Origin of the sequence: Streptomyces sp. NPDC050509 (genome assembly GCF_044457965.1) — a bacterium.
Taxonomy (GTDB): domain Bacteria; phylum Actinomycetota; class Actinomycetes; order Streptomycetales; family Streptomycetaceae; genus Streptomyces.
The window spans coordinates 395,540-418,362 of the sequence record NZ_JBITHL010000003.1 but is presented as its reverse complement, the minus strand read 5'-3'; the positions used below and the strand labels follow the sequence as shown (position 1 = coordinate 418,362).

The window sequence follows — 22,823 nt, the reverse complement described above, 5'->3', positions numbered from 1 at the left end:
GCTTTATCTGCGTAACAGGCGAATACTCGCCATGTCGCTCAATATACGCTTATGTGCTTTTTCGCCCAGTACCGTGCTGCGGGGAGTCCCTCATGACCCAGAACACCACGCAGAGCACCCCGCAGCCCGCCCCGGACGGCGCTTCCGGCGCGGTGCTCCCCGCCCCGAAGGAGCGGCGCCGGCTGCGCGAGGCGAAGGCGATGACCGAGAAGCAGGCGGCCAACGCCGTGGGCGTCACCCGCGCCACGATCCGGTCCTGGGAGACCGGCCGTACGACGCCACGCGGGCGCAAGGGGGAGGTCTACGCCAAGCTGCTGGCGGGCATCGCGGCCGAACTGCGGCAGACGGAGGAACGGGCGCGACGCATCGAGAGGGCGGCGGTACGGGCGGCGCAGGAACGGTCGGCCGCGCGGCACCACCACAGCACCTCCGCGGCGGCGCCCCCGGACCGTACGAAAGCGGCACCGGCCCTCACGGCGGACGCCGTCGCCGCGGCATCCCTCGCCACACCCACCCCGGTGGCCGCTACGGCGCAGACTCAGGAACCGGCAGCGGCACCACCGGCACCGGCACCGGCCCGGGAAGCCGAGACCGCGCCCGCGACATCGGAGTCCGGGGCCGCGCCCGCGACGTCGGAGTCCGGGGCCGCGTCGGTGGTGGAGTCCGGGGGCGCGTCGGTCGTGGAGCCCGGCGTGGTCCCCGTCGCGTTCAGCGGTGCGGCCGTCGCCTCGCTCACGCCCGACCAGGCGTTCGACGCGCTGTACGCGTGCACCGCGCCCGCCCTCGTACACCAGGCGTATCTGCTCACCGGACGGCGCGCCCTCTCCCAGGAGTCCGTCGAGCGCGCCTTCCACCGCGCGTGGGAGAGCTGGCCCCGGGTCGCGGTCGACCGGGACCCGGTGGGCTGGGTGCGGGCCACCGCGCACGAGTACGCGATGTCGCCCTGGCACCGGCTGCGCCGCGCGCACCGCCGCCCCGACCCGGTCCGCGGCGAGCAGGAGAACCCCGACGGCCGGGCGCTGCGGGAGGCGCTGCTCGCCCTGCCGCCCTCGTACCGCCGCACGCTGCTGCTCTACGACGGGCTCGGGCTCGACCTGCCGGAGACCGCCGCCGAGACGGAGGCCTCCACCCCGGCCACCGCGCACCGGCTGATGCGCGCCCGCACAGCGGTCTCCGTACGGGTGCCCGAGCTGGCCGACACGGATCTGCTGCACGAGCGGCTGGGCGCGCTGGTGCGCGCGGTGACCGTTCCGGGGATCGCGTCGGCGGAGGCCGTACGGAACGGCAGCGAGCGGCGGGCCAAGGTCTGGACGCGCGCCGCGATCGCCTTCACGGTGCTGATCATCGGGGCCACGAGTTTCACGCTGGCCACCGCTCCGCGGCAGTACGACCCGCCGCGGTCGCCGGGCGAGCAGGTCGGCGGTGTCCCCACGCCCAGCGGTCCCGAACGGCTCAGCCCGCAGGATCTGCGCCTGCGCAATATGCTCCGGGCCGCGCCGATGAACGGGCCGCACCGGCTCGTACCCCTGGCACGCTGACCACTCGGGCGTGCCGGGCACGTCCCGCCACACGCGCGTGGGCCCGCACCCGGAAAGGGGTGCGGGCCCACGCGCGTGGTGGTCCGTGCGGAGGTGACGGATCAGCCGGCGAGGATGGCGCGGGCGAGCCCGGCCGTCTCGGTCGGCGTCTTGCCGACCTTCACACCGGCGGCCTCCAGGGCCTCCTTCTTCGCCTGGGCCGTGCCGGAGGAGCCGGAGACGATGGCGCCGGCGTGGCCCATGGTCTTGCCCTCGGGCGCGGTGAAGCCCGCGACGTAGCCGACGACCGGCTTGCTGACGTTCTTCGCGATGAAGTCGGCCGCGCGCTCCTCGGCGTCGCCGCCGATCTCGCCGATCATCACGATGAGGTCGGTCTCGGGGTCGGCCTCGAACGCGGCGAGCGCGTCGATGTGCGTCGTGCCGATGACCGGGTCGCCACCGATGCCGACGGCGGACGAGAAGCCGATGTCGCGCAGCTCGTACATCATCTGGTAGGTCAGCGTGCCGGACTTGGACACGAGGCCGATGCGGCCGGGCTTGGTGATGTCGCCCGGGATGATGCCGGCGTTGGACTGGCCGGGGGTGATCAGGCCGGGGCAGTTCGGGCCGATGATCCGGGTCGTGTTGCCCTTGCTGCCCGCGTACGCCCAGAAGGCGGCCGAGTCGTGGACCGCGATGCCCTCGGTGATCACGACGGCCAGGCCGATCCCGGCGTCGATCGCCTCGATGACGGCGGCCTTGGCGAAGGCCGGCGGCACGAAGACGACGGAGACGTCGGCACCGGTCTTCTCCATGGCCTCGGCCACGGAGCCGAAGACGGGTACGTCGGTGCCGTCGAAGTCGACGGACGTACCGGCCTTGCGCGGGTTGACACCGCCGACGATGTTGGTGCCGTCGGCGAGCATGAGCTTGGTGTGCTTCATGCCGGTGGCGCCGGTCATGCCTTGGACGATGACCTTGCTTTCCTTGGTCAGGAAAATAGCCATGGTTGTGGTTTCCCTCGTCCCTTACTTGGCCGCGGCCAGCTCGGCGGCCTTGTCGGCCGCGCCGTCCATGGTGTCCACGCGCTGCACGAGCGGGTGGTTGGCGTCGGACAGGATCTTGCGACCCAGCTCCGCGTTGTTGCCGTCGAGCCGCACGACCAGCGGCTTCGTGACGTCCTCGCCCTTGGTCTTCAGCAGTTCGAGGGCCTGGACGATGCCGTTGGCGACCTCGTCGCACGCGGTGATGCCACCGAAGACGTTGACGAACACCGACTTGACGTCCGGGTCGCCGAGGATGATCTCCAGGCCGTTGGCCATGACCTCGGCGGACGCGCCACCGCCGATGTCGAGGAAGTTGGCGGGCTTGACGCCACCGTGGTTCTCACCGGCGTACGCGACGACGTCGAGGGTCGACATGACCAGACCCGCGCCGTTGCCGATGATGCCGACCTCGCCGTCGAGCTTGACGTAGTTGAGGTTCTTGGCCTTGGCGGCGGCCTCCAGGGGGTTGGCCGCGGCCTTGTCCTCCAGCGCGTCGTGCTCGGGCTGGCGGAAGTCCGCGTTCTCGTCGAGCGAGACCTTGCCGTCGAGCGCGATGATCTTGCCGTCACCGGACTTGATCAGCGGGTTGACCTCGACAAGGAGGGCGTCCTCCTTGATGAAGACGGTCCACAGCTTCTGCAGAACGTCGGCGACCTGGTCCGCGATCTCGGCCGGGAACTTCGCGGCGGCGACGATCTCGGCGGCCTTCTCGGGCGTGCAGCCCTCGTTGGCGTCGACCGGGATCTTGGCGAGCGCGTCGGGGTTCTCCTCGGCGACGACCTCGATCTCCACGCCGCCCTCGACGGACGCCATCGCGAGGAAGGTGCGGTTGGTGCGGTCCAGCAGGAAGGAGACGTAGTACTCCTCCGCGATGTCCGCGGTCTGGGCCAGCATCACCTTGTGGACCGTGTGGCCCTTGATGTCCATGCCCAGAATCTGACCGGCCTTCTCGACGGCGTCGGCCGGGTCGGAGGCCAGCTTCACGCCGCCCGCCTTACCGCGTCCGCCGACCTTGACCTGCGCCTTGACGACGGCCTTGCCGCCGAGACGCTCGGTCACCTCGTGGGCGGCCTCGGGCGTTTCGATGACTTCACCGGCCAGCACCGGTACGCCGTGCTTGGCGAAGAGGTCCCTCGCCTGGTACTCGAACAGGTCCACGCGTGTCCGTCCCTTTGTCTTTTAACCGCAGCCTGGTGATCGCGGGTTCGTTGTCTGCGTGGGCGTGCCGCGAAGGGCAACGTGACTGCGCTGTCACTGAGGAAGGCGTACGCGGTGTCCGGTACGCGGCATGTCCGCCTCGCAGGTTATCCCCGTGGGACGTGGGTCCCTAAATCACAGATCACAGATGAGCGGTGATACCTGTCACAGAGCGGTGATACCCGTCACAGCACGCACGGCTGCCCGCATGCCCCGACCGTTGGTCTGTACACGTTCACCCGGCCGGCAGGTCGGTGTCCGGTACGGGCAGGGGGCGCTTCTCTATCGCCGCGGCCATCACCTCGGGGAAGAGGTCGGGCGTGCAGGCGAAGGCCGGAGCGCCCAGCTCGGCGAGGGCCGCCGCGTGCTCCCGGTCGTACGCCGGGGCCCCCTCGTCCGAGAGCGCGAGCAGCGCCACGAACTGCACACCGGACGCCTTCATCGCGGCGACCCGCTTGAGCATCTCGTCCCGTATCCCGCCCTCGTAGAGGTCGCTGATCAGGACGACCACGGTGTCGGCGGGGCGGGTGATCCGCGACTGGCAGTAGGCGAGCGCGCGGTTGATGTCCGTGCCCCCGCCGAGCCGGGTGCCGAACAGGACGTCCACCGGGTCGTCGAGCTGGTCGGTGAGGTCGACGACCGCCGTGTCGAAGACGACGAGACGGGTGTCGAGGGAGCGCATCGAGGCCAGGACGGCGCCGAAGACGGAGGCGTGGACGACGGACGCGGCCATCGACCCCGACTGGTCGACGCACAGGACGACGTCCTTCTTCACCGACTGCGCGGCCCTGCCGTACCCGATCAGCCGCTCGGGCACGATCGTGCCCTGCTCCGGGAGGTAGTTCTTCAGGTTCGCCCGGATCGTACGGTCCCAGTCGATGTCCCGGTGGCGTGGCCGGCTGATCCGCGCGGAGCGGTCGAGCGCGCCCGTCAGGGTGGCCCTGGTGCGGGTGGCGAGCCGCTTCTCCAGATCCTCCACCACCTTGCGGACGACGGCGCGCGCGGTCTCCTTGGTCGTCTCCGGCATCGCCTTGTTCAGCGAGAGCAGGGTGCCGACGAGATGGACGTCCGCCTCGACGGCCTCCAGCATCTCCGGTTCGAGCAGCAGCGCGGCGAGCCCGAGCCGGTCGATGGCGTCCCGCTGCATGATCTGGACGACGGAGGTGGGGAAGTACGTTCGGATGTCGCCCAGCCAGCGGGCGACGGACGGCGCGGAGCCGCCCAGACCGGCGGACCGGCCACCGCTCCCCTCTCCTCCGCTCCTGCCGCTGCCCCGGCCCCCGTACAGCGCGGTCAGGGCGCCGTCCATCGCCGCGTCCTGACCGGCGAGCGCCCGCCCCGTGCCGTCGGCCCCCTCCGCGCCGAGCACCATCCGCCAGCGGCGCAGCCGCTCGTCGGCCGCCGCGTCGTCCGATGCCGTGTCATCCGGTGCCGCGTCGTCCGGTGCCGTGTCCGTCGCCGCGCGCGTCGCCGTGCTCATGGTCGTGTCCGATGTCATGTCCCCGCCCCCACCAGGTCGTTGTCGTCGCGGTCGGCGCCCAGCAGCAGCCGGAGCACCGGCAGTACGGCGTCGGCGCGCGCCGTGTCCAGCCCGGGGCCGAAGCCCGGCGCGGTGGCCTCGGCCGCCGCCGGCCCCGGGGCGGCAGGACCGCGCCGGACCAGCTCGCCCAGGGTGCGGCGGACGCCCGGTTCGTACGCCGAGAAGGTGCGGCGCAGCAGCGGCAGCACATCGGTGAACGCGTCGGGCGCCACCCCGGTCAGCCAGGCGTCGACCAGGCCCAGGAGGCGTTCGTCATGGATCAGCAGCATCCCCCCGCCGGACCCGGCCCCCTGCCCGTGGCCCCTCCCGGACGCGCCGCCGACGAAGCCCTCGACCCAGGCGGCGGCGTCGGCGGGCGGGGTGCCGGGCGACAGGGCGAGCCCCATCAGCCGGGCCGCCTCGTCCTCCGCGAGCCGTCCGTCGTCCAGCAGCAGCCGGGCGGCCCGACCCCGGATCCCGCCGGGCACGCTGTCCCGCCCGGCGAGCCTGACCAGCACGGCCTCCCAGCGCCCGGCGAGATCCCGGCCCCCGGGCTCTCCTTCGGGGCGCCCGGATTCCGCTGCGGAGCGCCCGGGGCCGGCCGTCAGGAGCCCGATCGCGGTGTGGACGCTGTCGAGATGGCCGCGCATCTGCGCGGCGCCGTCCGCGTCGAGCGCGGAGCACGCGGGCGGCAGGCCGACGCAGATCCGCTCCGCGAGGCCCGCCGCGACCTCACCGAGGGCGCCGGTGTCGGTGGACCGTACGTCGCCGTACCGCAGCGAGCGGGCCAGCGCGGGCAGCGCCTCGGCGAGCCGGCCGATGTCGGCGTCGAGCGCGGCGCGGTCGGCGAGGGCGCGCATCACCACGGGCAGGGCGTCGGGCAGCGCGGCCCGCAGACAGCGCTCCGCGAGGGCCGTGACCTCGCCGAGCGCGGTCGCCGCCAGGGCGCGCGACTCGGCCCTGGCGGTGGCGGCGGCGAGCACCGTCGTGCCCCACACGCCGGCTTCCGCGACCCGTACGTACAGCTCGGGCTCCCAGCTCAGCCGCCAGCTCTCGCGGAACGTGCCCGTGCTCCCCCGTCCCGCGACCGCCTCGCCCCAGCCGATGTCCAGCAGCCGCAGCCGGTGCAGCAGGGTGCTCTTCGCCGTGTCGGTCTCCTTGCGGAGGTCGAGGTCCAGCTCGCGCTCCGAGGCCTCCGGCTTGAGCCGCAGGGAGCGCTGGAGCCGGGTGAGGTCGCGCTGGAGCGGTACGGCGGGCGCCGTGTCGGGGACCTCGCCGAGCGTGTCGCCGACGATCAGCCGGTCCTGGATGAGGCCGAGCGGCACCGGGGAGCCCTCGCACATCACGGCCTGTACGGCGTCGACGGTCTCCGTGAGCCCGGCCAGCGGCCGGCCGCGCAGCACGGCGAGGGTCCGCGCCAGCCGTACCGCCTCGATGACATGGGCGGAGGAGACGATGCGGTCCTCCTCCCGCAGCAGCCCGGCGACCTTGGTGAGCCAGCGTTCGACGGGCCGGTCGGGCGCGCTGAAGAGGTGTCCGTACCAGCCGGGCGAGTCGATGCCCGCGCCGTAACCGCTGTGGCGGGCGAGTCTGCGGTGGGTCCAGGGCACCCAGGTGATGTCGGTCCTGACCTTGGGCAGGCCCTTGAGCAGCGCGCGGTCGGCGGCGAGGGTGGTCTTCGCGCGCAGCGCCGGTACGTGCCAGGCGCCGCAGACGACGGCGACTCCTCCGTCCCCTCCGACCCCTCCGTCCCCGAACTCCTTGCGGGCGGCGCGGAGCTGGATACGCATATGGGCCTCGCGGACGAGATCCCGCCGGTGTCCGCCGGAGCCGTACTCCTCACGCAGCTCGCCCATGGCCTCCGCGACCGCCTCGAACGGCGCGAAGGGGTCGTCCGTACGCCCGGGGGCCCGGTGCTCGACCACGTCCTCCCACCAGCGCTCGGGGTCGTCGTACCCGGCAGTCCTGGCGAGTACGGCGAGCGGGTCGATCCGCACCCCCTCGCCCCCGTCGTCCCCGTCATCCCCCGCATCCGACGTACCGTCGTCGGACGCCAGCGAGTGGGCCGCCGGCAGATCGATGAACCGCACCGGCACGTCGTGCGCGAGTGCCCAGCGGATCGCCACCCACTCCGGGGAGAACTCCGCCAGCGGCCAGAACGCGGCGCGTCCCGGGTCGTCCACGGCGTGCGCCAGGAGCGCCACAGGTGGCCGCATCGCCTCGTCGGCGGCGAGCGGCAGCAACGCGTCGCCCTCGGGCGGACCTTCGATCAGTACGACGCCCGGCGCCGCCGCGTCGAGAGCGCTCCGTACCGCCCGCGCGGATCCGGGCCCGTGGTGCCGGACCCCGAGCAGCAGCGGCCCCGTCGCGCGCGGGACGGCCGTGGTCACGCGCTCACCTCGCGGCAGGCGCGGTAGAAGTCCTTCCAGCCGTCGCGCTCGCGGACGACCGTCTCCACGTACTCCTGCCAGATCACCCGGTCCGCCGCGGGGTCGCGGACGACCGCGCCGAGGATCCCGGCCGCCACGTCGCCCGGCCGCAGTACCCCGTCGCCGAAGTGCGCGGCGAGCGCGAGGCCGTTGGTGACGACGGAGATCGCCTCGGCCGTGGAGAGCGTCCCCGAGGGGGACTTGAGCTTCGTACGGCCGTCGGCCGTGACGCCGTCGCGCAGTTCGCGGAAGACCGTGACGACCCGGCGGATCTCGTGGATGCCCTCGGGGCCGGCCGGCAGGTCGAGGGAACGGCCCATCTCCCCGACGCGCCGGGAGACGATGTCGACCTCGGCCTCCGGGGTGGCGGGCAGCGGCAGGACGACCGTGTTGAAGCGGCGGCGCAGCGCGCTGGAGAGGTCGTTGACGCCCCGGTCGCGGTCGTTGGCCGTGGCGATCAGGTTGAAGCCGCGGACGGCCTGGACCTCCTCGCCCAGCTCGGGGATCGGGAGCGTCTTCTCGGACAGGATCGTGATGAGCGAGTCCTGTACGTCGGCGGGGATACGGGTCAGCTCCTCTACCCGCGCGGTCATGCCGTCGGACATGGCCCGCATCACGGGGCTGGGCACCAGCGCGTCGCGGCTGGGGCCGTTGGCGAGGAGCTGGGCGTAGTTCCAGCCGTAGCGGATCGCCTCTTCGGGCGTCCCGGCCGTGCCCTGCACCAGCAGGGTCGAGTCGCCGCTGACGGCCGCCGCGAGGTGTTCGGAGACCCAGGTCTTGGCGGTGCCGGGCACGCCGAGGAGGAGCAGCGCGCGGTCGGTGGCGAGCGTGGTGACCGCGACCTCGACGATCCGGCGCGGCCCCACGTACTTCGGTGTGATCACCGTCCCGTCGGGCAGCGTGCCGCCGAGGAGATAGGTGGCCACGGCCCAGGGCGAGAGGCGCCAGCGGGCGGGCCGCTGCCGGTCGTCGGCCGCGGCCAGCGCCGCCAGCTCCTGGGCGAACGCGTCCTCCGCGTGCGGGCGCAGGACCTTGTCGCCGGTGGCCCCGGCCGTGGTCGCGGTGGTTTCGGGCGTGGCCGCGGTGGTTTCGGGCATGGTCATGGATCCCCCTCCAGATCGGTCGACCTGTTGTGGATCCCACGGTGCACCACGCCACTGACAATCGGCCGTCTCCGCAGGTCAGAGCCGATCTACCCGCCGCCACGACCGGAGTTGACCGACGGCGGCGGAAGCTGCCGGGCGCCGGGCGGGAGCGCCCCGGCGCCGGGCGGGGGTCACCCCGCGATCGGGGAGACCGCGACGCAGCCGCCGGCCGCTGCCTTGCCCGCGTCCGTCTCCTCCTTGATGACCTCGCCCTTGTAAAGGATCTTGCAGGTGACCTCGGCCTCGGCGCCCAGCGCGATCGGCATGACGGCGGGCGGCATGATGCCGCGGAGCGTCACCGTCTTCTTCCAGGGCAGCGTGGGCTTCTCGACCGTCTCGATCTTCGGCTCCATGGCCTCGCCCCCGCCGCCGTGGAAGTCGATCGTGTCGATGTTCTTGCCCGTGACCTCGTAGGTGACCTCGTACGTCTCGTTGACGGCCTTGTCGACCTCGTCGGTCACGGCCTTGTCGACCCGCTCCGTGGCCTCGGAGCAGGCGCCGAGGCCCAGCGCGAGGCCGGTGACGGCGAGGGTCGTGACGGCGGCGCGGACGATACGGCCGGTGCGCGCGACGCGTGAGGTGCGGGCGATGCGGTTCATTGTTGATTCCCCCCGGGATGTGGCATAGAAACTGCCTGAGTATAGCAAGGGCAACGCACGGTCACCTGCCGTCGGAACGGTCGAATGCGCAGGTCAGGGCGATTGTCAGTGGGGCCGCCTAACGTCGTGAACATGAATCAGACGGGGGTGCGCTGGACGTCGGAACAGGTGCTTGCTCTGGCTCCTGACGAGGCGTCGCGCAGAGCGGGCGACAAGCTGGGCACGGCGGGGCCGTGGTCGGACACGGGGTGCGACGCCGCGGGCGCAGTGTGGGGACTGTGCAAGGGCAGCGGCAGCAAGCCGTACCGGACGGTGGTGGACACGACGGGCCTGGCCTGCAACTGCTCCTGCCCGAGCCGGAAGTTCCCGTGCAAGCACGCGCTGGGCCTGCTGCTGCTCTGGGCGGTGGACGGAGCGACCGTGGCACGGAGCGCCGGGGCGCCGCCCGGCTGGGCCGGGGAGTGGCTCGACGCGCGCCGGACGCGGCAGGCGGAGAAGACGGCCCCACCGGCCAGGACCGCCGACCCGGAGGCCGCCCGGCGCAGGGCGGAGCGGCGGGCCGCGCGGATCACGTCGGGGGCCACGGAGTTGGAGCAGCGGCTGACGGATCTGCTGCGCGGTGGCCTCGCGTCGGCCGAGCAGTCGGGTTACGGGCTGTGGGAGGAGACGGCGGCGCGGATGGTCGACGCACAGGCACCGGGGCTGGCGGGCCGGGTGCGGGAGTTGGGGGCGATACCGGGCTCGGGTCCCGGCTGGCCGGTGCGGCTGCTGGAGGAGTCCGCGCTGCTGCATCTGCTGAACACGGCGTGGCTCGGGCTCGACCGGCTGCCCGAACCGCTGGCGACCACGGTCCGTACCCGCGTCGGCCTCCCCTCGCCCTCCGGAGGACCACCGGTCCGGGACCACTGGCTGGTCCTGGCTCAGTACGACGCGTCGGACGGCAAACTCGTCACCCGCCGGATCCGGCTGTACGGACGGGAGTCGGGGCGCTCGGCGCTGCTGCTCTCCTTCGGCGCGGCCGGCCGCGCGCCGGAACTGGCGCTGCCGGTGGGGACGATGATCGACGCCGAGATCGTTCCGCATCCGGGCGCCGGGCAGCTACGGGCGGACTGGGGCGAGCGGTTCGGCGCCCCGGTCCTCGTCGGGGAACCGCCGCCGGGCGGTTCCGTGGCGGCGGCGATCGAGGCGTACGGGGCCGCGCTGCGCGTCGATCCCTGGCTGGAGGCGTGTCCGGTGACGCTGTGCGACGTCATACCCGTCCCCGGGGCGGGCGGCGGCTGGCAACTGGCCGACGCAGACGGCGGATCCGCGCTGCCGGTCGCGCCCGTCTCCCTCGGGCACCCCGGGCTGTGGAGGCTGGCCGCGCTCTCCGGCGGCGGCCCGGTCACGGTCTTCGGCGAGTGCGGCCACCGCGGCTTCCGGCCGCTCACGGCCTGGTCGGCGGAGATACCGGGGACGGTTCCGCTCACCTGAAGGTGTCCACGCCCCGGAGGCCCGATGCGACGTACGGACGGAGTACCCCGATGACCAAGACGCCCGACACGCCCCGCACACCGCCCACGATCCGCACCCCAACGACAACGGCAACGGCAACGGCAACGGCAACGGCGCCCTGGGAGTCCTCCTGGGAAGGGCTCGTCACCTCGGCGCTGCTCGGCACCGACCGCCGTACGCCGCCCGCGGAGGCCCTGTCCCCCGGCAAGGACGCCCCGGTCGCCCTGCTGGACGCCGCCGCGCTGCACACCGTACGGCGCAGGGCGGGGCTGCTGCCCGCGCCCGCCGCCGCGCCCCCGGACCGCGCGCCCCACGACGGCCGCGCGCGGCTGCCCACGGCGGCGGAGCGGCGGCTCATGCAGCTTCTGGCCGACCGGGCGGCGCCCACGGGCGGCGGCGGGGGCCGTCGCGGTACGGCGCCCGACCTCACGGAGCTGCTGCCGCAGTGGCTCGCCGCGGCCAACGCGCACGGTTACGCCGTGCCCGCGCCGCTGCTGCCCGCGCTGCTGGACGCGGCCCGCGCGCGGACCGATCTTCGGCCGCAGGCCCTGGCGTTCGCCGGGCCGCGCGCGCTCTGGCTCGCCCGGCTCAATCCGGAGTGGAAGTTCGCGCTGCGCGGGGCGTCCGGCGGCGCCGTACTGCCCGCCGCACAGGACCCGGAGGCGATGCGGCGGCTCTGGGAGGAGGGCCTGTTCGCCGAGCGGATCGCACTGCTCTCCGCCGTACGGGCCAGGGACGCGGAGACGGCGCGCGCGCTGCTCGCCTCGACCTGGCCGACCGAGCGCGCCGAGGACCGGCTGATGTTCCTCGACTCGCTGCGCGACGGGCTGACCGCGGCGGACGAGCCCTTCCTGGAACTGGCGTTGTCGGACCGCAGCCGCAATGTGCGCTCCACCGCGGCCGAACTGCTCTCCGCGCTCCCCGGTTCCGCGCTCGCGGCCCGGATGGCGTCCCGCGCGGCCACCTGCGTCGGCATGGACCGTACGGGCGGCGGACAGGTCATCACGGTCGAGGCGCCCCACGAATGCGACGCGGACATGCAGCACGACGGAGTGGTCCCCGCTCCGCCCGGCGGCCGGGGCGAACGGTCCTGGTGGCTGGGTCAGTTGGTGGAGGCGGCCCCGCTGTCGCGTTGGCCGGCCAGGCTCGGCGGCCGGACCCCCGAGGAGATCGTCGCCCTGCCCGTCCTGGACGGCTGGGCGGACGAACTGCACGCCGCGTGGTGCCGGGCAGCCGTACGACAGAGGGACGCGCGCTGGTCGGCCGCGCTGCTCGGGTCACCCACCGCCCCGCCCGACGCCGGCCCCGGCACGACATCCCTCGCCGAGCGCGCGAAGCTGCTCGCCACCCTGCCCGAGGCCGAACGGGCCGACTGGGTGGCCGCGTTCATCGCCGCGCACGGCCTGCCGGAGGCGTTCCAGTTGCTCGGGGGCTGCGCGGTGCCCTGGTCGGGAGCGCTCGGCCGGTCGGTCGTGGACGCGCTCGACATCGCGAGGGACGCGGGCAGCTATCCCTGGAGCTTCAGCGGCGTCATGGGCCTCGCGGAACGCTGCCTGGACCCGGCGGAGGTGAGCAGGCTGGAACTGCTCACGGCGACCCCCGACGAACCGGAAGGCGCGTCACCGGGCGCGGGCGGCTACTGGTCGGAGGCGTTCCAGCGCCTGGTGTCCACCCTGCGCCTGCGCGCCCTGATGCTCGCCGAACTGGAGCCGATACGCGGCCACGATGCGCAGGGCCAGGAGGTGCAGGAGGTGCAGGGCTCCGTCACGCGCCCGCGGGCTGGCGGACATTGTCCTTGACCCAGGTGACGATCGAGGTCGTCGTCGCCCCCGGCGTGAAGATCTCCGCGACACCCTTCTCCTTCAGCGGGGCGATGTCCGCGTCCGGGATGATGCCGCCGCCGAAGACCTTGATGTCCGCCGCGTCCCGCTCCTTCAGCAGGTCGATCACCTTCGCGAAGAGCGTGTTGTGGGCGCCCGAGAGGATGGACAGGCCGATCGCGTCGGCGTCCTCCTGGATCGCGGTGTCCACGATCTGCTCGGGCGTCTGGTGGAGCCCCGTGTAGATGACCTCCATCCCCGCGTCGCGCAGGGCCCGGGCGATCACCTTGGCCCCCCGGTCGTGCCCGTCGAGCCCCGGCTTGGCGACCACCACACGGATCGGACCTGTCACACCCATCACTGCCTCCACATACCGACTGCGCCGCCATTGGCACGGCCCCCGCGCCCGCCAAGGCTCGGAGTAGTGAACGAACGTTATCCACAGCATCCCGCAACCAGCCGTTTCGCGGAGGCCGCCGAGGGGGAAATCACACATGGGACATGTTCGCTTTGCGCCGTTCCGCCACCACCCGGCCCACCCGGCCGGGCAGGAACGGGCGCAAGGGGAGCCGCGGACGGAGCCGTCACGACCCGACGGCTCCCGGCATGTCGCCGTGGCGCCCCATGAGGGCATACGGGGGACAGAGCCGCCTCCCGTATGCCGTTCGGAGGTCGGCCATGAAGGTCACGCCGTTCGCGCCGTTCACCCCCCTCCTGACGCCCTTTCTGCGCCAACTGAGCCGCGTACGCCCGGCGGATCCGGCCGTCGCACCCCTGAGCCTGGCCACAACCCTGCGCCTCGCCGCCCCGCTGCGTGCGGGCGCGCTCGATCTGGCCATCTTCGCCGGGCATCTCTTCCTCTATCCGGCCGGAATCGTCCAGGAGCGCCGCGCCGCTCCCCTGCCGCCCGAGGCGTCCCCACTGCCCACCGAAGGCCGCTCCCACCCGCCCGTGGTCCTGCTGCACGGCTTCGTGGACAACCGGTCCGTCTTCGTCCTGCTGCGCCGCTCCCTGGCCCGGCACGGCTGGCAGCATCTTGTCTCGCTCAACTACTCACCGCTGACCTGCGACATCCGTACGGCCGCCGAGCTGCTGGACCGCCACATCGAGGAGATCTGTGCCCGCACCGGCCACCGGCGGGTCGATGTCGTCGGGCACAGCCTGGGCGGCCTGATCGCCCGGTACTACGTACAGCGCATGGGCGGTGACAGCCGGGTACGCACGCTGATCACGCTGGGCACGCCCCACGAGGGCACGACGGCCGTGCCGCTCGCCGACGCCCATCCCGTCGTACGGCAGATGCGCCCCGGATCGCCGGTCATCGAGGAGTTGCGGCAGCCCGCGCCCGGCTGCCGGACGCGGTTCGTGAGCTTCTGGAGCGATGCCGACCCCCTGATGGCGCCGGTCGCCACGGCCAGAATCGAACATCCGGACCTTCTCGTGGAGAACGTCCTGGTGAGCGGTGTCGGTCATCTCGCCCTGCCGATTCATCCGGGGGTGGCCGCCGGGATCCGGCACGCGCTCGAAGAAGCCGTGCCCATGGGCAGTTCCGGTGAAGGTTCCGTGCCGACACCCCCGGCCGAGGGATCCGGATCCGCCTCCGTCGCCTGATCCGGACCGCCTCGCTCCTCCCTCACACTCGAACGTATTTCGAACGTATGGCCAAGCCTGCGCCCACAGTTCGCCGAAACACGGCCGAATGCCCGTTTCCGTAAAGCACGAAACTCGCGGAAGATTGTCGCCGTCGCATACCGCCGGGTACAGTCGCGGCCACTGCTTTCCCTCTGGGGCCCTTTCCACACAGGACCGGATTTCCCAGAGCCTGGTTCTGCTGCCGAGGCGAGAGAGAAGTTGGTGAACGACCAGCACGCCCACGCCGGGTACCCCGCTTACGACGGTTACCAGAACGGCAGCTTCGAGACAGATCCCCTCTTCGGCTCCCTGCCGGACGGTTCGGGTGGCACGGGTGGCTACGGCGACACTTCCGCCACCACCGGCCAGTACGCGACCGTGCAGGTCGACCAGATGCAGGGCGCCCAAGTGCAGGGCGACCACCTCCAGGTGGGACACCCGCAGGCCGGGCACTCCGGCCCGTACGACAGCGGCCAGTGGGACACCGGCGCCCACCACCAGGCCACCGGGTACGACGCGTACGGCACGCAGGCGTACGACACCAGCGGCCAGTGGCCCACCGTCACCCCCGACGCCCCCGCCGACAGCGGCTATCCGCGGGACGCCACGGGCGAGTGGGGTTCGGGCGCCTGGCACCAGGCCGTCCAGCCGAACAGCCCTGGCGACACGGGCCAGTTCGACAACACGCCGTTCGACGGCGCCCAGTACGGCGGCTACGACACGCCCGGGGCGACAGCGACGGCCACCTTCGACCCCGCGCAACTCGCCGCACTCGAAACCGCACAGTTCGAAGCGGCCCAGTTCGAAGCGGCACCGTTCGAAGCGGCACCGTTCGCCTACGAGGCGACCGCTCAGTGGTCGGCATCGACGTTCGACACCGGTTCGTACGACGCCACCGCCTGGAACGGATCGGGCACGGCGCACGAGGACACCTCGTACGCGTACGGCGCCCCCGGCCCCGAGCCTGAACGGGCCTTCGACGCGGAGCCCGGTTACAAGGCGGACCCCGGCTACACCGCGGAGTCCGGCTACCGCGCGGAGCCGGCCTACGAGGCCGAGCACGGCTACGAGACCGTGGCCACCGAGACGGACGCCGCGTCGGAGACCGGCCCCGGCGCCGAGGCGGAACACCGCACGGGCGCCGATGACTTCGCCCCGGAGTCCGAGAGCCCCGTGGAGCCGGCCGCTCCGGACGACGACCCCGACGCGCTGCACACGGCGGCCACGATGGCCACGCCCGCGGTGACGATCACCCCCCGTCCCGTCCGCCGGGCCGGCGGCGCCGGCAACGGCAGCCGAGGCCGGCGCCGTACCCCCGCCAAGCGCTCGGCCATCCTCACCGTCGCCGTGCCCTCCGCCTGTGTGATGGGCGTCGCCGGCATCGCCGCCGCTTCCGTCGGCGGGCTCACCGGCGAGGACACCAAGGACGACTCCACGACGACGGCCTCCGCCGAGGACACCGCCTCCGCCAAGCCCGTCGCCGCGGCGGCCAACAACAAGCTGGACACGCAGCTCGCCGCGCTCAGCGCCGACGCCCGCGACTTCGGCGACCGCGCCAGCCGCACGCAGGAGCGGATCGACCTCCAGGAACGGAAAGCGGAGGAGCGGAAGCGGGCCGCGGAAGAGGCGGCGCGCAAGGAAGCGGCCCGCCCCAAGTTCGCCCTCCCCGTCTCGCAGAACGGACTCAGCGCGCACTACGGCCAGGCCGGCGTCAACTGGATGTCCATGCACACCGGGATCGACTTCCCCGTGTCGTACGGCACGCCCGTCATGGCCGCGAGCGACGGCACCGTACGCACGCAGTACAACAGCGCCTACGGCAACATGGCCATCGTGACCGCCGCGGACGGCACGGAGACCTGGTACTGCCACCTCAGCAGCACGAAGATCCGTTCCGGTTCGGTCAAGGCCGGTGACGTGATCGCCTACTCGGGCAACTCCGGCAACTCCACCGGACCGCACCTGCACTTCGAGGTACGGCCCGGCGGCGGCTCGGCGATCGACCCGCTGTCCTGGCTCCGCAGCCACGGCCTCGACCCGACGTAGCCTCAATCCGGCATAGCCTCGACTCGACGTAACGGAGCGGGCGACGTAACAGCGACGGCGCGCCGACGGCCGGAGCCGTCGGCGCCGTGCCGCACCACACGGGCCCGGCCCGGCCGCCGTGCCTACAACTTCTCGACCGGCGCGTACCGCAGCAGCAGCCGCTTGGGCTTGACGTCCCCGAAGTCGACCGTCGCCTGCGCGTCCGCGCCCACGCCCGTCACCTCCATGACCGTGCCGAGGCCGAACTGGTCGTGCGTGACCCGGTCCCCCACCGCCAGCGCGATCACCGGCTTGTCGCTCGCACGCCGCGTGGCGAAGCCCGAGGGCCCACCGCCCGACCGCGAGCGCGACGCGGAGGAGGAGAGCGACGACGTGATCCCGGACGTCGGACCCGCCGGGATCTGCGCGCCGGTGCGCTTCCACTCCAGGTGGTGTCCCGGGATCTCCTCCAGGAACCGCGACGCCGGGTTGTACGAGGGCTGTCCCCAGGCGCTGCGCATCGACGACCGCGTCAGATAGAGCCGTTCGCGGGCGCGCGTGATGCCGACGTACGCGAGACGGCGCTCCTCCTCCAGCTCCTTCGTCTGCCCGAGGGCGCGCATGTGCGGGAAGACGCCGTCCTCCATGCCCGACAGGAACACCACCGGGAATTCGAGGCCCTTGGCGGTGTGCAGCGTCATCAGGGTGATGACACCGGAGCCGTCCTCGTCCTCGTCGGGGATCTGGTCGGAGTCGGCGACGAGCGCGACCTTCTCCAGGAACTCGGCGAGGGTCGGGGTCGCGGCCGGGGCGGCGGCAGCGTCCGTACCGTCCCCGTCACCCGCTCCCTCCGTCCCTCCCTCCGTGCCGTCGCCGTCGTCGGCACGCGCGGCGGCCTGGCTGCGTTCCTGTTCGAACTCCAGCGCCACCGAGGCCAGTTCCTGCAAGTTCTCGATCCGCGTCTCGTCCTGCGGGTCGGTCGACGCCTGAAGCTCCGCCAGATAGCCGGTCCGTTCGAGCACGGCCTCCAGGACCGTGGCAGGCCCTGCGCCCGACTCGACGATCGTGCGCAACTCCTCCATCAGCGTGTTGAAGCGCTTGACGGCGTTGGCGGAGCGGGCCGCCATGCCGTACGCCTCGTCCACGCGCCGCAGCGCCTGCGGGAAGGTGATCTTCTCCCGGAGCGCGAGGGCGTCGATCATGGCCTCCGCGCGGTCCCCGATGCCGCGCTTGGGCACATTGAGGATCCGGCGCAGCGGTACGTTGTCCTCCGGATTGGCGAGGACCCGCAGATAGGCCAGGACGTCGCGGACCTCCTTGCGCTCGTAGAAGCGCACTCCGCCGACGACCTTGTACGGCAGGCCGACCCGGATGAAGATCTCCTCGAAGACGCGGGACTGCGCGTTCGTCCGGTAGAAGACGGCGACATCGCCCGCCTTGGCCTCGCCCGCGTCCGTCAGCCGGTCGATCTCGTCGGCGACGAACTGCGCCTCGTCGTGCTCCGTGTCCGCGACGTAGCCGGTGATCTGGGCGCCGGCGCCGGCCTTGGTCCACAGGTTCTTCGGGCGGCGGCTCTCGTTGCGCTCGATGACCGCGTTGGCGGCGCTGAGGATCGTCTGGGTGGAGCGGTAGTTCTGCTCCAGCAGGATCGTCGTCGCGTCCGGGTAGTCCTCCTCGAACTGGAGGATGTTGCGGATGGTGGCGCCGCGGAAGGCGTAGATCGACTGGTCGGCGTCGCCGACGACGCACAGCTCGGCCGGGTCCTCGCCCTCGCCGGAGGGGCCCACCAGCTCGCGTACGAGGGTGTACTGCGCGTGGTTCGTGTCCTGGTACTCGTCCACCAGGACGTGCCGGAAGCGGCGCCGGTAGTGCTCGGCGACGTCGGGGAACGCCTGGAGCAGGTGGACGGTGGTCATGATGATGTCGTCGAAGTCCAGGGCATTGGCCTCGCGCAGCCGCGCCTGGTACATCCGGTACGCCTCGGCCAGCGTCTTCTCGAAACCGTCGACGGCCTGCCCCGCGAAGGTCTCCTCGTCGATCAGCTCGTTCTTCAGATTGGAGATCTTGGCGCTGAAGGACTTCGGCGGATAGCGCTTGGGGTCGAGATCCAGATCGCGGCAGACCAGCGCCATCAGCCGCTTCGAGTCGGCGGCGTCGTAGATCGAGAACGACGAGGTGAACCCGAGCCGCTTCGACTCGCGCCGCAGGATCCGCACGCAGGCGCTGTGGAAGGTCAGCACCCACATCGCCTGGGCGCGGGGGCCGACGAGCTGCCCGACGCGCTCCTTCATCTCGCCCGCGGCCTTGTTGGTGAAGGTGATCGCCAGTATCTGGCCGGGGTGGACGCTGCGGGTGCCGAGCAGATGCGCGATCCGGTGGGTCAGCACCCGGGTCTTGCCGGATCCGGCCCCGGCGACGATGAGCAGCGGCGATCCCGTGTGCACGACGGCCGCGCTCTGCTCCTCGTTCAGCCCTTCGAGGAGCGCGGCAGGGTCGATGACCGTACGGGACGCCCCGTCGCGGTGGTACGGATCCCGGGCCGGGGGCACGTCGTAAGCGCCCTGGAACAGGTCGTCGGGCACCTGCTCCGGGGCGTGCTCGTCCCGGTCCTCGGGCGGCGGGGGGTGCTCGTCGCCGGAGGGCTGGAGGTCGGCCAGGAAACTGTCGTCAAAGAGGCTGCTCATCGCTTAACGAGTCTAGGCCGCCGCACTGACAGTCGGCGCCGGACCGGGAAAGCCGGCCGGGGAAGTCGGCCCGGTGGGCCGCACCGGCACGCCGGACGGTCCCGACTCACATACGCAGCGTAATGCTATACCCCGCATTGAGGCTCCTTGCACTCCACACGAGGAAATGGTCACAGAAATGTATCGGGCATATCGGCCATCCACCTTCACATCAGCGCCACATCTTGGCTAGCGTGCTCGATCAGGCAGCCCGTACCTCTGACGGCGATCCGCGCCGAGCGGGCGGCCCACGCCGAATCCGGGCTTTCCGCAAGGAAGTTCGGAACCGGGGACCCACTCTGCACGACCGGGGTGAATCGGGCCGTACGTTCGCCGAACGTTCAAGGCCCGTAGGGCAGCCTTCCGTTCCGCCCGAACCCGACAGCTAACCCGGTAGGCGGTCCACGGAAGGAGATGCCGAACTTGGCGTCGCATCGCAAGTCGCGCAGCCGTAGCGGAGAACGCGTCAGCTCCCCCGCGGTCGGAGTGACGACGGCCGCCATCGCCTCGGTCACGCTGCTGTCGACGCAAAGCGCGGACGCCGCGCCCGCAGAACCCAAACCGTCCGTCGAAGAGGTGCAGAAGAAGGTCGACGCCCTGTACCGCCAGGCCGGTGGAGAGACGCAGACGTTCACCAAGGCCACCAAGGCGAAGGAGACGACGGCCAAGCAGAAGCGCACGGTCGACCGGGTCATCGACGGTGTCGCCAAGAGCATCGACGGGGTCGCCAAGAGCGCGGACAAGCTGAACGAGGCCCGCCGTACGCTCGGTTCCTCCGTGGCCGCGCAGTACAGGGAGGGCGCGGGCACCCCGACGGCCGCCGTGCTGTTCGCGGACACCCCGCAGGCGCGCGTCGCACCGGAGGAGACGACGGACCGGCTGACCGACCGTCAGCAGAGCACCGTCACCGCCTACCCGGCGCGGCCTACCGAGCCGCCGAAGGTACCGGGCCGGGCGGCCACACGCCCGGAGTCGCCGGACGAGTCACCGGAATACTTGCGGACCAGCAAGGAGAGCATCCAGAAGAAGCTCGCCGAGGCCCGCTCGCTGCTGGCGCGGCTCACCGCGGAGGAGCAGGCGCGGCTGGCCGCCCTGGAGCGCAAGAGGGAAGAAGAGACCCGGCGCGCGGCGGAGGCGAAGGCCAAGGCGGAGGCCCGCGACAAGGCGGAGGCCGAAGCGGAGGCGGAGCGCCGGCGCGAGGCGGGACAGGCCCAGACCCACGCCCGTCCCCGGTCGCACGCCCGGCCCTCGTCGGCCGACACGGACGCGGGCGCGAACACGGACGCGGACGCGGGTATGGGCACGACCGCGAACGCGGGCACGGCCGTCGGCACCGGCACGGAGGCCGGGACGGGCGGCGACACCGCCGGCACGTACGCGGCCAAGGCGGCGAAGGTGCTCGCCTTCGCAGACGCCCAGATCGGCAAGCCGTACGTCTGGGGTGCCTCGGGGCCGAGTTCGTACGACTCCTCGGGCCTGACCCAGGCGGCGTGGCGGGCGGCGGGCGTCGAGCTGCCGCGCACCACCGGCGAGCAGGTGAACGCCGGCACGCGCGTCGCCACCGACGACCTGCTCCCCGGCGATCTGGTCTTCTTCTACGACGACGCCAGCCATGCCGGCATCTACATCGGCGACGGCATGATGGTCCACGCGCCCAAGCCGGGCGCGAACGTGCGCGAGGAATCGATCTACTACATGCCGATCTACGGCAGCATCCGCCCGGCGTGACCCTCTGGTGGTCCTCCAGCCCTCTACAGGCCAGTGGCGCTCTATAGGGCTCACAGCTACTGGCCTTCAGCCGGCGGCCTACAGCGGCCCCCAGGTGACCCCTGGGCTGCCTTGAGGCGGCCGTCTCCGGCCCCCGGCTTTCCGTGTCACCGGCGTCACCGGTGGTGTCCGCGCTTCCGGCGCTCACCGCCGGTCGTCCGGTCCGCGCGGGGAGCTGGGGGTCAGGTCCAGAGCGTGGCGATGAGGATGTTGACCACGGTCAGCCCGCCCACCGCGCCGAAGAGCGGCTTCTCGGCGGCCTCGTCGTCCCGCTTCACGTACACGATGCCCAGGATCACGACCAGGACGGCCAGCTTGACGCCGATCTTGATGCTGTTGAGCGGCTGGTCGTCGGCCTGGTTGAGGCCCACCAGCACCATCCCCGTGATCAGCATCGTCAGCGCGCCGTGCAGCATCGGTGGGGTGAAGCGCGCCGCGCCGGCGCTCATCGCCTTCGTCTGGGTCAGAAAACCGCCGAGCAGCGCGGCTATGCCGATGATGTGCAGGGCGACGAAGACATTGATGAGTACGTCCATGCCGGGAGCGTAGCCGGGCCTGTATCACCCCGGTTCGATGAGGTGTGGCTTACTTCCGCGATCGGTCGGAACCGTCCGGAAGGGCGCACTCCGTACGGACGATCGTGATCACGAAACGCCCCGGAACCTTCACCTCCCGCCAATACCCGCCATGCCGTGGCCATGTCGTGACCTGCGCCCTAACGTCTCGCGTACGGCCCCCTCCCCGGGCCGTACCGCGCGGCCGTACCGCACGGAATCGACGGAACCGAAGGAAACGGACCCCGCCCCCGTGGCAGCGCACCGGAACCACCGAAAACCCAGACAGCGCCCGTTCTCCCGCCAGGCCGGCCGCACCGCAGCGACGCTCGCGCTCGCCGGTGCCGCGACCGCCGCCGCCGGAGGACCCGCGCACACCGAGCCCCGGCTCACCCCCGCGCAGATCAAGGCCAAGGTCGACGTGTTGTACACGCAGGCGGAGACCGCCACCGAGCAGTACAACGGCGCGAAGGCCAAGTCCGACGAGGCCCGCGCCTCGCTCGACGCGCTGCGCGACGAGGCCACGCGCAGGACGGACCGGCTCAACACCTCGCGCGGCGAACTCGGCTCGATCGCCACCGCGCAGTACCGCAGCGGCGGCCTCGACCCCGCCGTACAGCTCGCCCTCAGCTCCCGGCCCGAGGACTACCTGGAACGGGCCGGTCTCGCCGAGCGGGCGGGCAGCCGGCAGGCCGCCGCCGTCTCCGGGATCCGCAGGGATCTGTCGCGGATCGCCGGACTGCGCTCCCGGGCGGACACTCAGCTCGCCGATCTCACGGCCCGCCGAGCCGAGCTGGCCCGGCACAAGTCCACCATCCAGGGGAAGATCGCCTCCGCCCGGCGGCTCCTGGACGGGCTCACCGCCGAGCAGCGCGGCCAGTACCAGGGGCAGGACGGCGAGTACGCGGACCGCGCGGACCGGGGGACACCACGCGGTGCGGTACGGGCGCCGAACGCGCGGGCCGAGGCCGCCGTAGCCTTCGCGTACGGGGCGATCGGCAAGCCGTACGTCTGGGGCGCGACCGGCCCCGGCTCCTTCGACTGCTCGGGGCTGACGCAGGCCGCCTGGCGCGCCGCCGGGGTCGCCCTGCCCCGTACCACCTACACGCAGATCAACGCGGGCCGACGCGTGGCGAGCTCCGAACTGGCCCCCGGTGACCTGGTGTTCTTCTACTCCGGCATCAGCCATGTCGGGATCTATGTGGGCGGCGGGCAGATGATCCACGCGCCACGGCCGGGTACGGCGGTCCGGCTCGCGCCGATCGACGAGATGCCGTTCACGGGCGCCGCCCGCCCCGCCTGACGCCCTGGGGCGCCCTGGCGTCGCGCCCCGCTCTCCGGACTGCTGTCTCCGAC

At 72.3% G+C, this 22,823-nt stretch carries 16 protein-coding genes and 1 riboswitch; of the genes, 7 read left to right on the top strand and 9 right to left on the bottom strand.

Annotation, left to right across the window (positions count from 1 at the left end):
- The first annotated feature begins 92 nt into the window (after positions 1-92).
- A complete protein-coding gene (locus ACIBJC_RS11015; protein WP_399290456.1) occupies positions 93-1,538 on the top strand; it encodes a sigma factor-like helix-turn-helix DNA-binding protein in 1,446 nt (481 codons plus the stop codon).
- Positions 1,539-1,639: 101 nt separating this feature from the next.
- On the opposite strand, the gene sucD is transcribed toward ACIBJC_RS11015, so the two are convergent.
- The 6 genes from sucD to ACIBJC_RS10985 all read right to left on the bottom strand — a co-directional run bounded on the left by sucD (position 1,640) and on the right by ACIBJC_RS10985 (position 9,452).
- Positions 1,640-2,524 carry a succinate--CoA ligase subunit alpha gene (gene sucD, locus ACIBJC_RS11010; protein WP_399290454.1) on the bottom strand — a complete coding sequence of 295 codons (885 nt, stop codon included), beginning with the start codon at positions 2,522-2,524 and terminating at the stop codon, positions 1,640-1,642.
- Between the two features lie 21 nt (positions 2,525-2,545).
- The gene (sucC, locus tag ACIBJC_RS11005; protein ID WP_329828740.1) at positions 2,546-3,721 is read right to left on the bottom strand and encodes an ADP-forming succinate--CoA ligase subunit beta; all 1,176 of its coding nucleotides are present in this window, start codon (positions 3,719-3,721) and stop codon (positions 2,546-2,548) included.
- 274 nt (positions 3,722-3,995) lie between these two features.
- The gene (locus ACIBJC_RS11000; protein ID WP_399291177.1) at positions 3,996-5,132 is read right to left on the bottom strand and encodes a vWA domain-containing protein; all 1,137 of its coding nucleotides are present in this window, start codon (positions 5,130-5,132) and stop codon (positions 3,996-3,998) included.
- 122 nt (positions 5,133-5,254) lie between these two features.
- On the bottom strand, positions 5,255-7,669 hold the full coding sequence (locus tag ACIBJC_RS10995; RefSeq protein WP_399290452.1) for a DUF5682 family protein: 2,415 nt from the start codon (positions 7,667-7,669) through the stop codon (positions 5,255-5,257).
- Positions 7,666-8,811 (bottom strand): AAA family ATPase, encoded by a 1,146-nt coding sequence (locus ACIBJC_RS10990; RefSeq protein ID WP_399290450.1) that lies wholly within the window; start codon positions 8,809-8,811, stop codon positions 7,666-7,668. The genes ACIBJC_RS10995 and ACIBJC_RS10990 overlap by 4 nt, the downstream gene beginning before the upstream one ends.
- A 173-nt stretch (positions 8,812-8,984) precedes the next feature.
- Positions 8,985-9,452, bottom strand: coding sequence for an MmpS family transport accessory protein (locus ACIBJC_RS10985; protein ID WP_399290448.1), 468 nt, complete (start codon positions 9,450-9,452; stop codon positions 8,985-8,987).
- Between the two features lie 132 nt (positions 9,453-9,584).
- Between ACIBJC_RS10985 and ACIBJC_RS10980 the strand changes: the two genes are divergently transcribed.
- A complete protein-coding gene (locus ACIBJC_RS10980; RefSeq protein WP_399290446.1) occupies positions 9,585-10,925 on the top strand; it encodes an SWIM zinc finger family protein in 1,341 nt (446 codons plus the stop codon).
- Between the two features lie 50 nt (positions 10,926-10,975).
- Complete coding sequence (locus tag ACIBJC_RS10975) at positions 10,976-12,745, top strand: DUF5691 domain-containing protein (RefSeq protein ID WP_399290443.1); 1,770 nt, start codon at positions 10,976-10,978, stop codon at positions 12,743-12,745.
- Here the strand turns inward: ACIBJC_RS10975 and ACIBJC_RS10970 are convergent.
- The gene (locus ACIBJC_RS10970) at positions 12,711-13,124 is read right to left on the bottom strand and encodes a cobalamin B12-binding domain-containing protein (RefSeq protein ID WP_329828733.1); all 414 of its coding nucleotides are present in this window, start codon (positions 13,122-13,124) and stop codon (positions 12,711-12,713) included. The two genes, ACIBJC_RS10975 and ACIBJC_RS10970, sit on opposite strands and share 35 nt — an antisense overlap.
- 320 nt (positions 13,125-13,444) lie before the next feature.
- Here ACIBJC_RS10970 and ACIBJC_RS10965 point away from each other — a divergent pair, with 320 nt between their 5' ends.
- Both ACIBJC_RS10965 and ACIBJC_RS10960 read left to right on the top strand, forming a co-directional pair.
- Entirely contained in the window at positions 13,445-14,377 is a 933-nt protein-coding gene (locus ACIBJC_RS10965; protein ID WP_399290441.1) for an esterase/lipase family protein, read from the top strand.
- A gap of 243 nt (positions 14,378-14,620) precedes the next feature.
- Entirely contained in the window at positions 14,621-16,444 is a 1,824-nt protein-coding gene (locus ACIBJC_RS10960) for a peptidoglycan DD-metalloendopeptidase family protein (RefSeq protein ID WP_399290439.1), read from the top strand.
- A 122-nt stretch (positions 16,445-16,566) separates the two neighbouring features.
- Here ACIBJC_RS10960 and ACIBJC_RS10955 read toward each other — a convergent pair whose 3' ends face one another.
- Complete coding sequence (locus tag ACIBJC_RS10955) at positions 16,567-19,107, bottom strand: ATP-dependent DNA helicase (protein WP_399290437.1); 2,541 nt, start codon at positions 19,105-19,107, stop codon at positions 16,567-16,569.
- Between the two features lie 280 nt (positions 19,108-19,387).
- Positions 19,388-19,562, top strand: a riboswitch (cyclic di-AMP (ydaO/yuaA leader).
- Between ACIBJC_RS10955 and ACIBJC_RS10950 the strand changes: the two genes are divergently transcribed.
- Entirely contained in the window at positions 19,561-20,874 is a 1,314-nt protein-coding gene (locus tag ACIBJC_RS10950) for a C40 family peptidase (protein ID WP_399290435.1), read from the top strand. It overlaps the preceding riboswitch by 2 nt.
- A gap of 221 nt (positions 20,875-21,095) precedes the next feature.
- On the opposite strand, the gene ACIBJC_RS10945 is transcribed toward ACIBJC_RS10950, so the two are convergent.
- Positions 21,096-21,449: a hypothetical protein gene (locus ACIBJC_RS10945; protein ID WP_399290433.1), complete on the bottom strand. Its 354-nt coding sequence runs from the start codon at positions 21,447-21,449 to the stop codon at positions 21,096-21,098.
- A gap of 271 nt (positions 21,450-21,720) precedes the next feature.
- On the opposite strand from ACIBJC_RS10945, the gene ACIBJC_RS10940 reads away from it, so the two are divergent.
- Positions 21,721-22,770: an NlpC/P60 family protein gene (locus ACIBJC_RS10940; protein ID WP_399290431.1), complete on the top strand. Its 1,050-nt coding sequence runs from the start codon at positions 21,721-21,723 to the stop codon at positions 22,768-22,770.
- Positions 22,771-22,823: the final 53 nt, after the last annotated feature.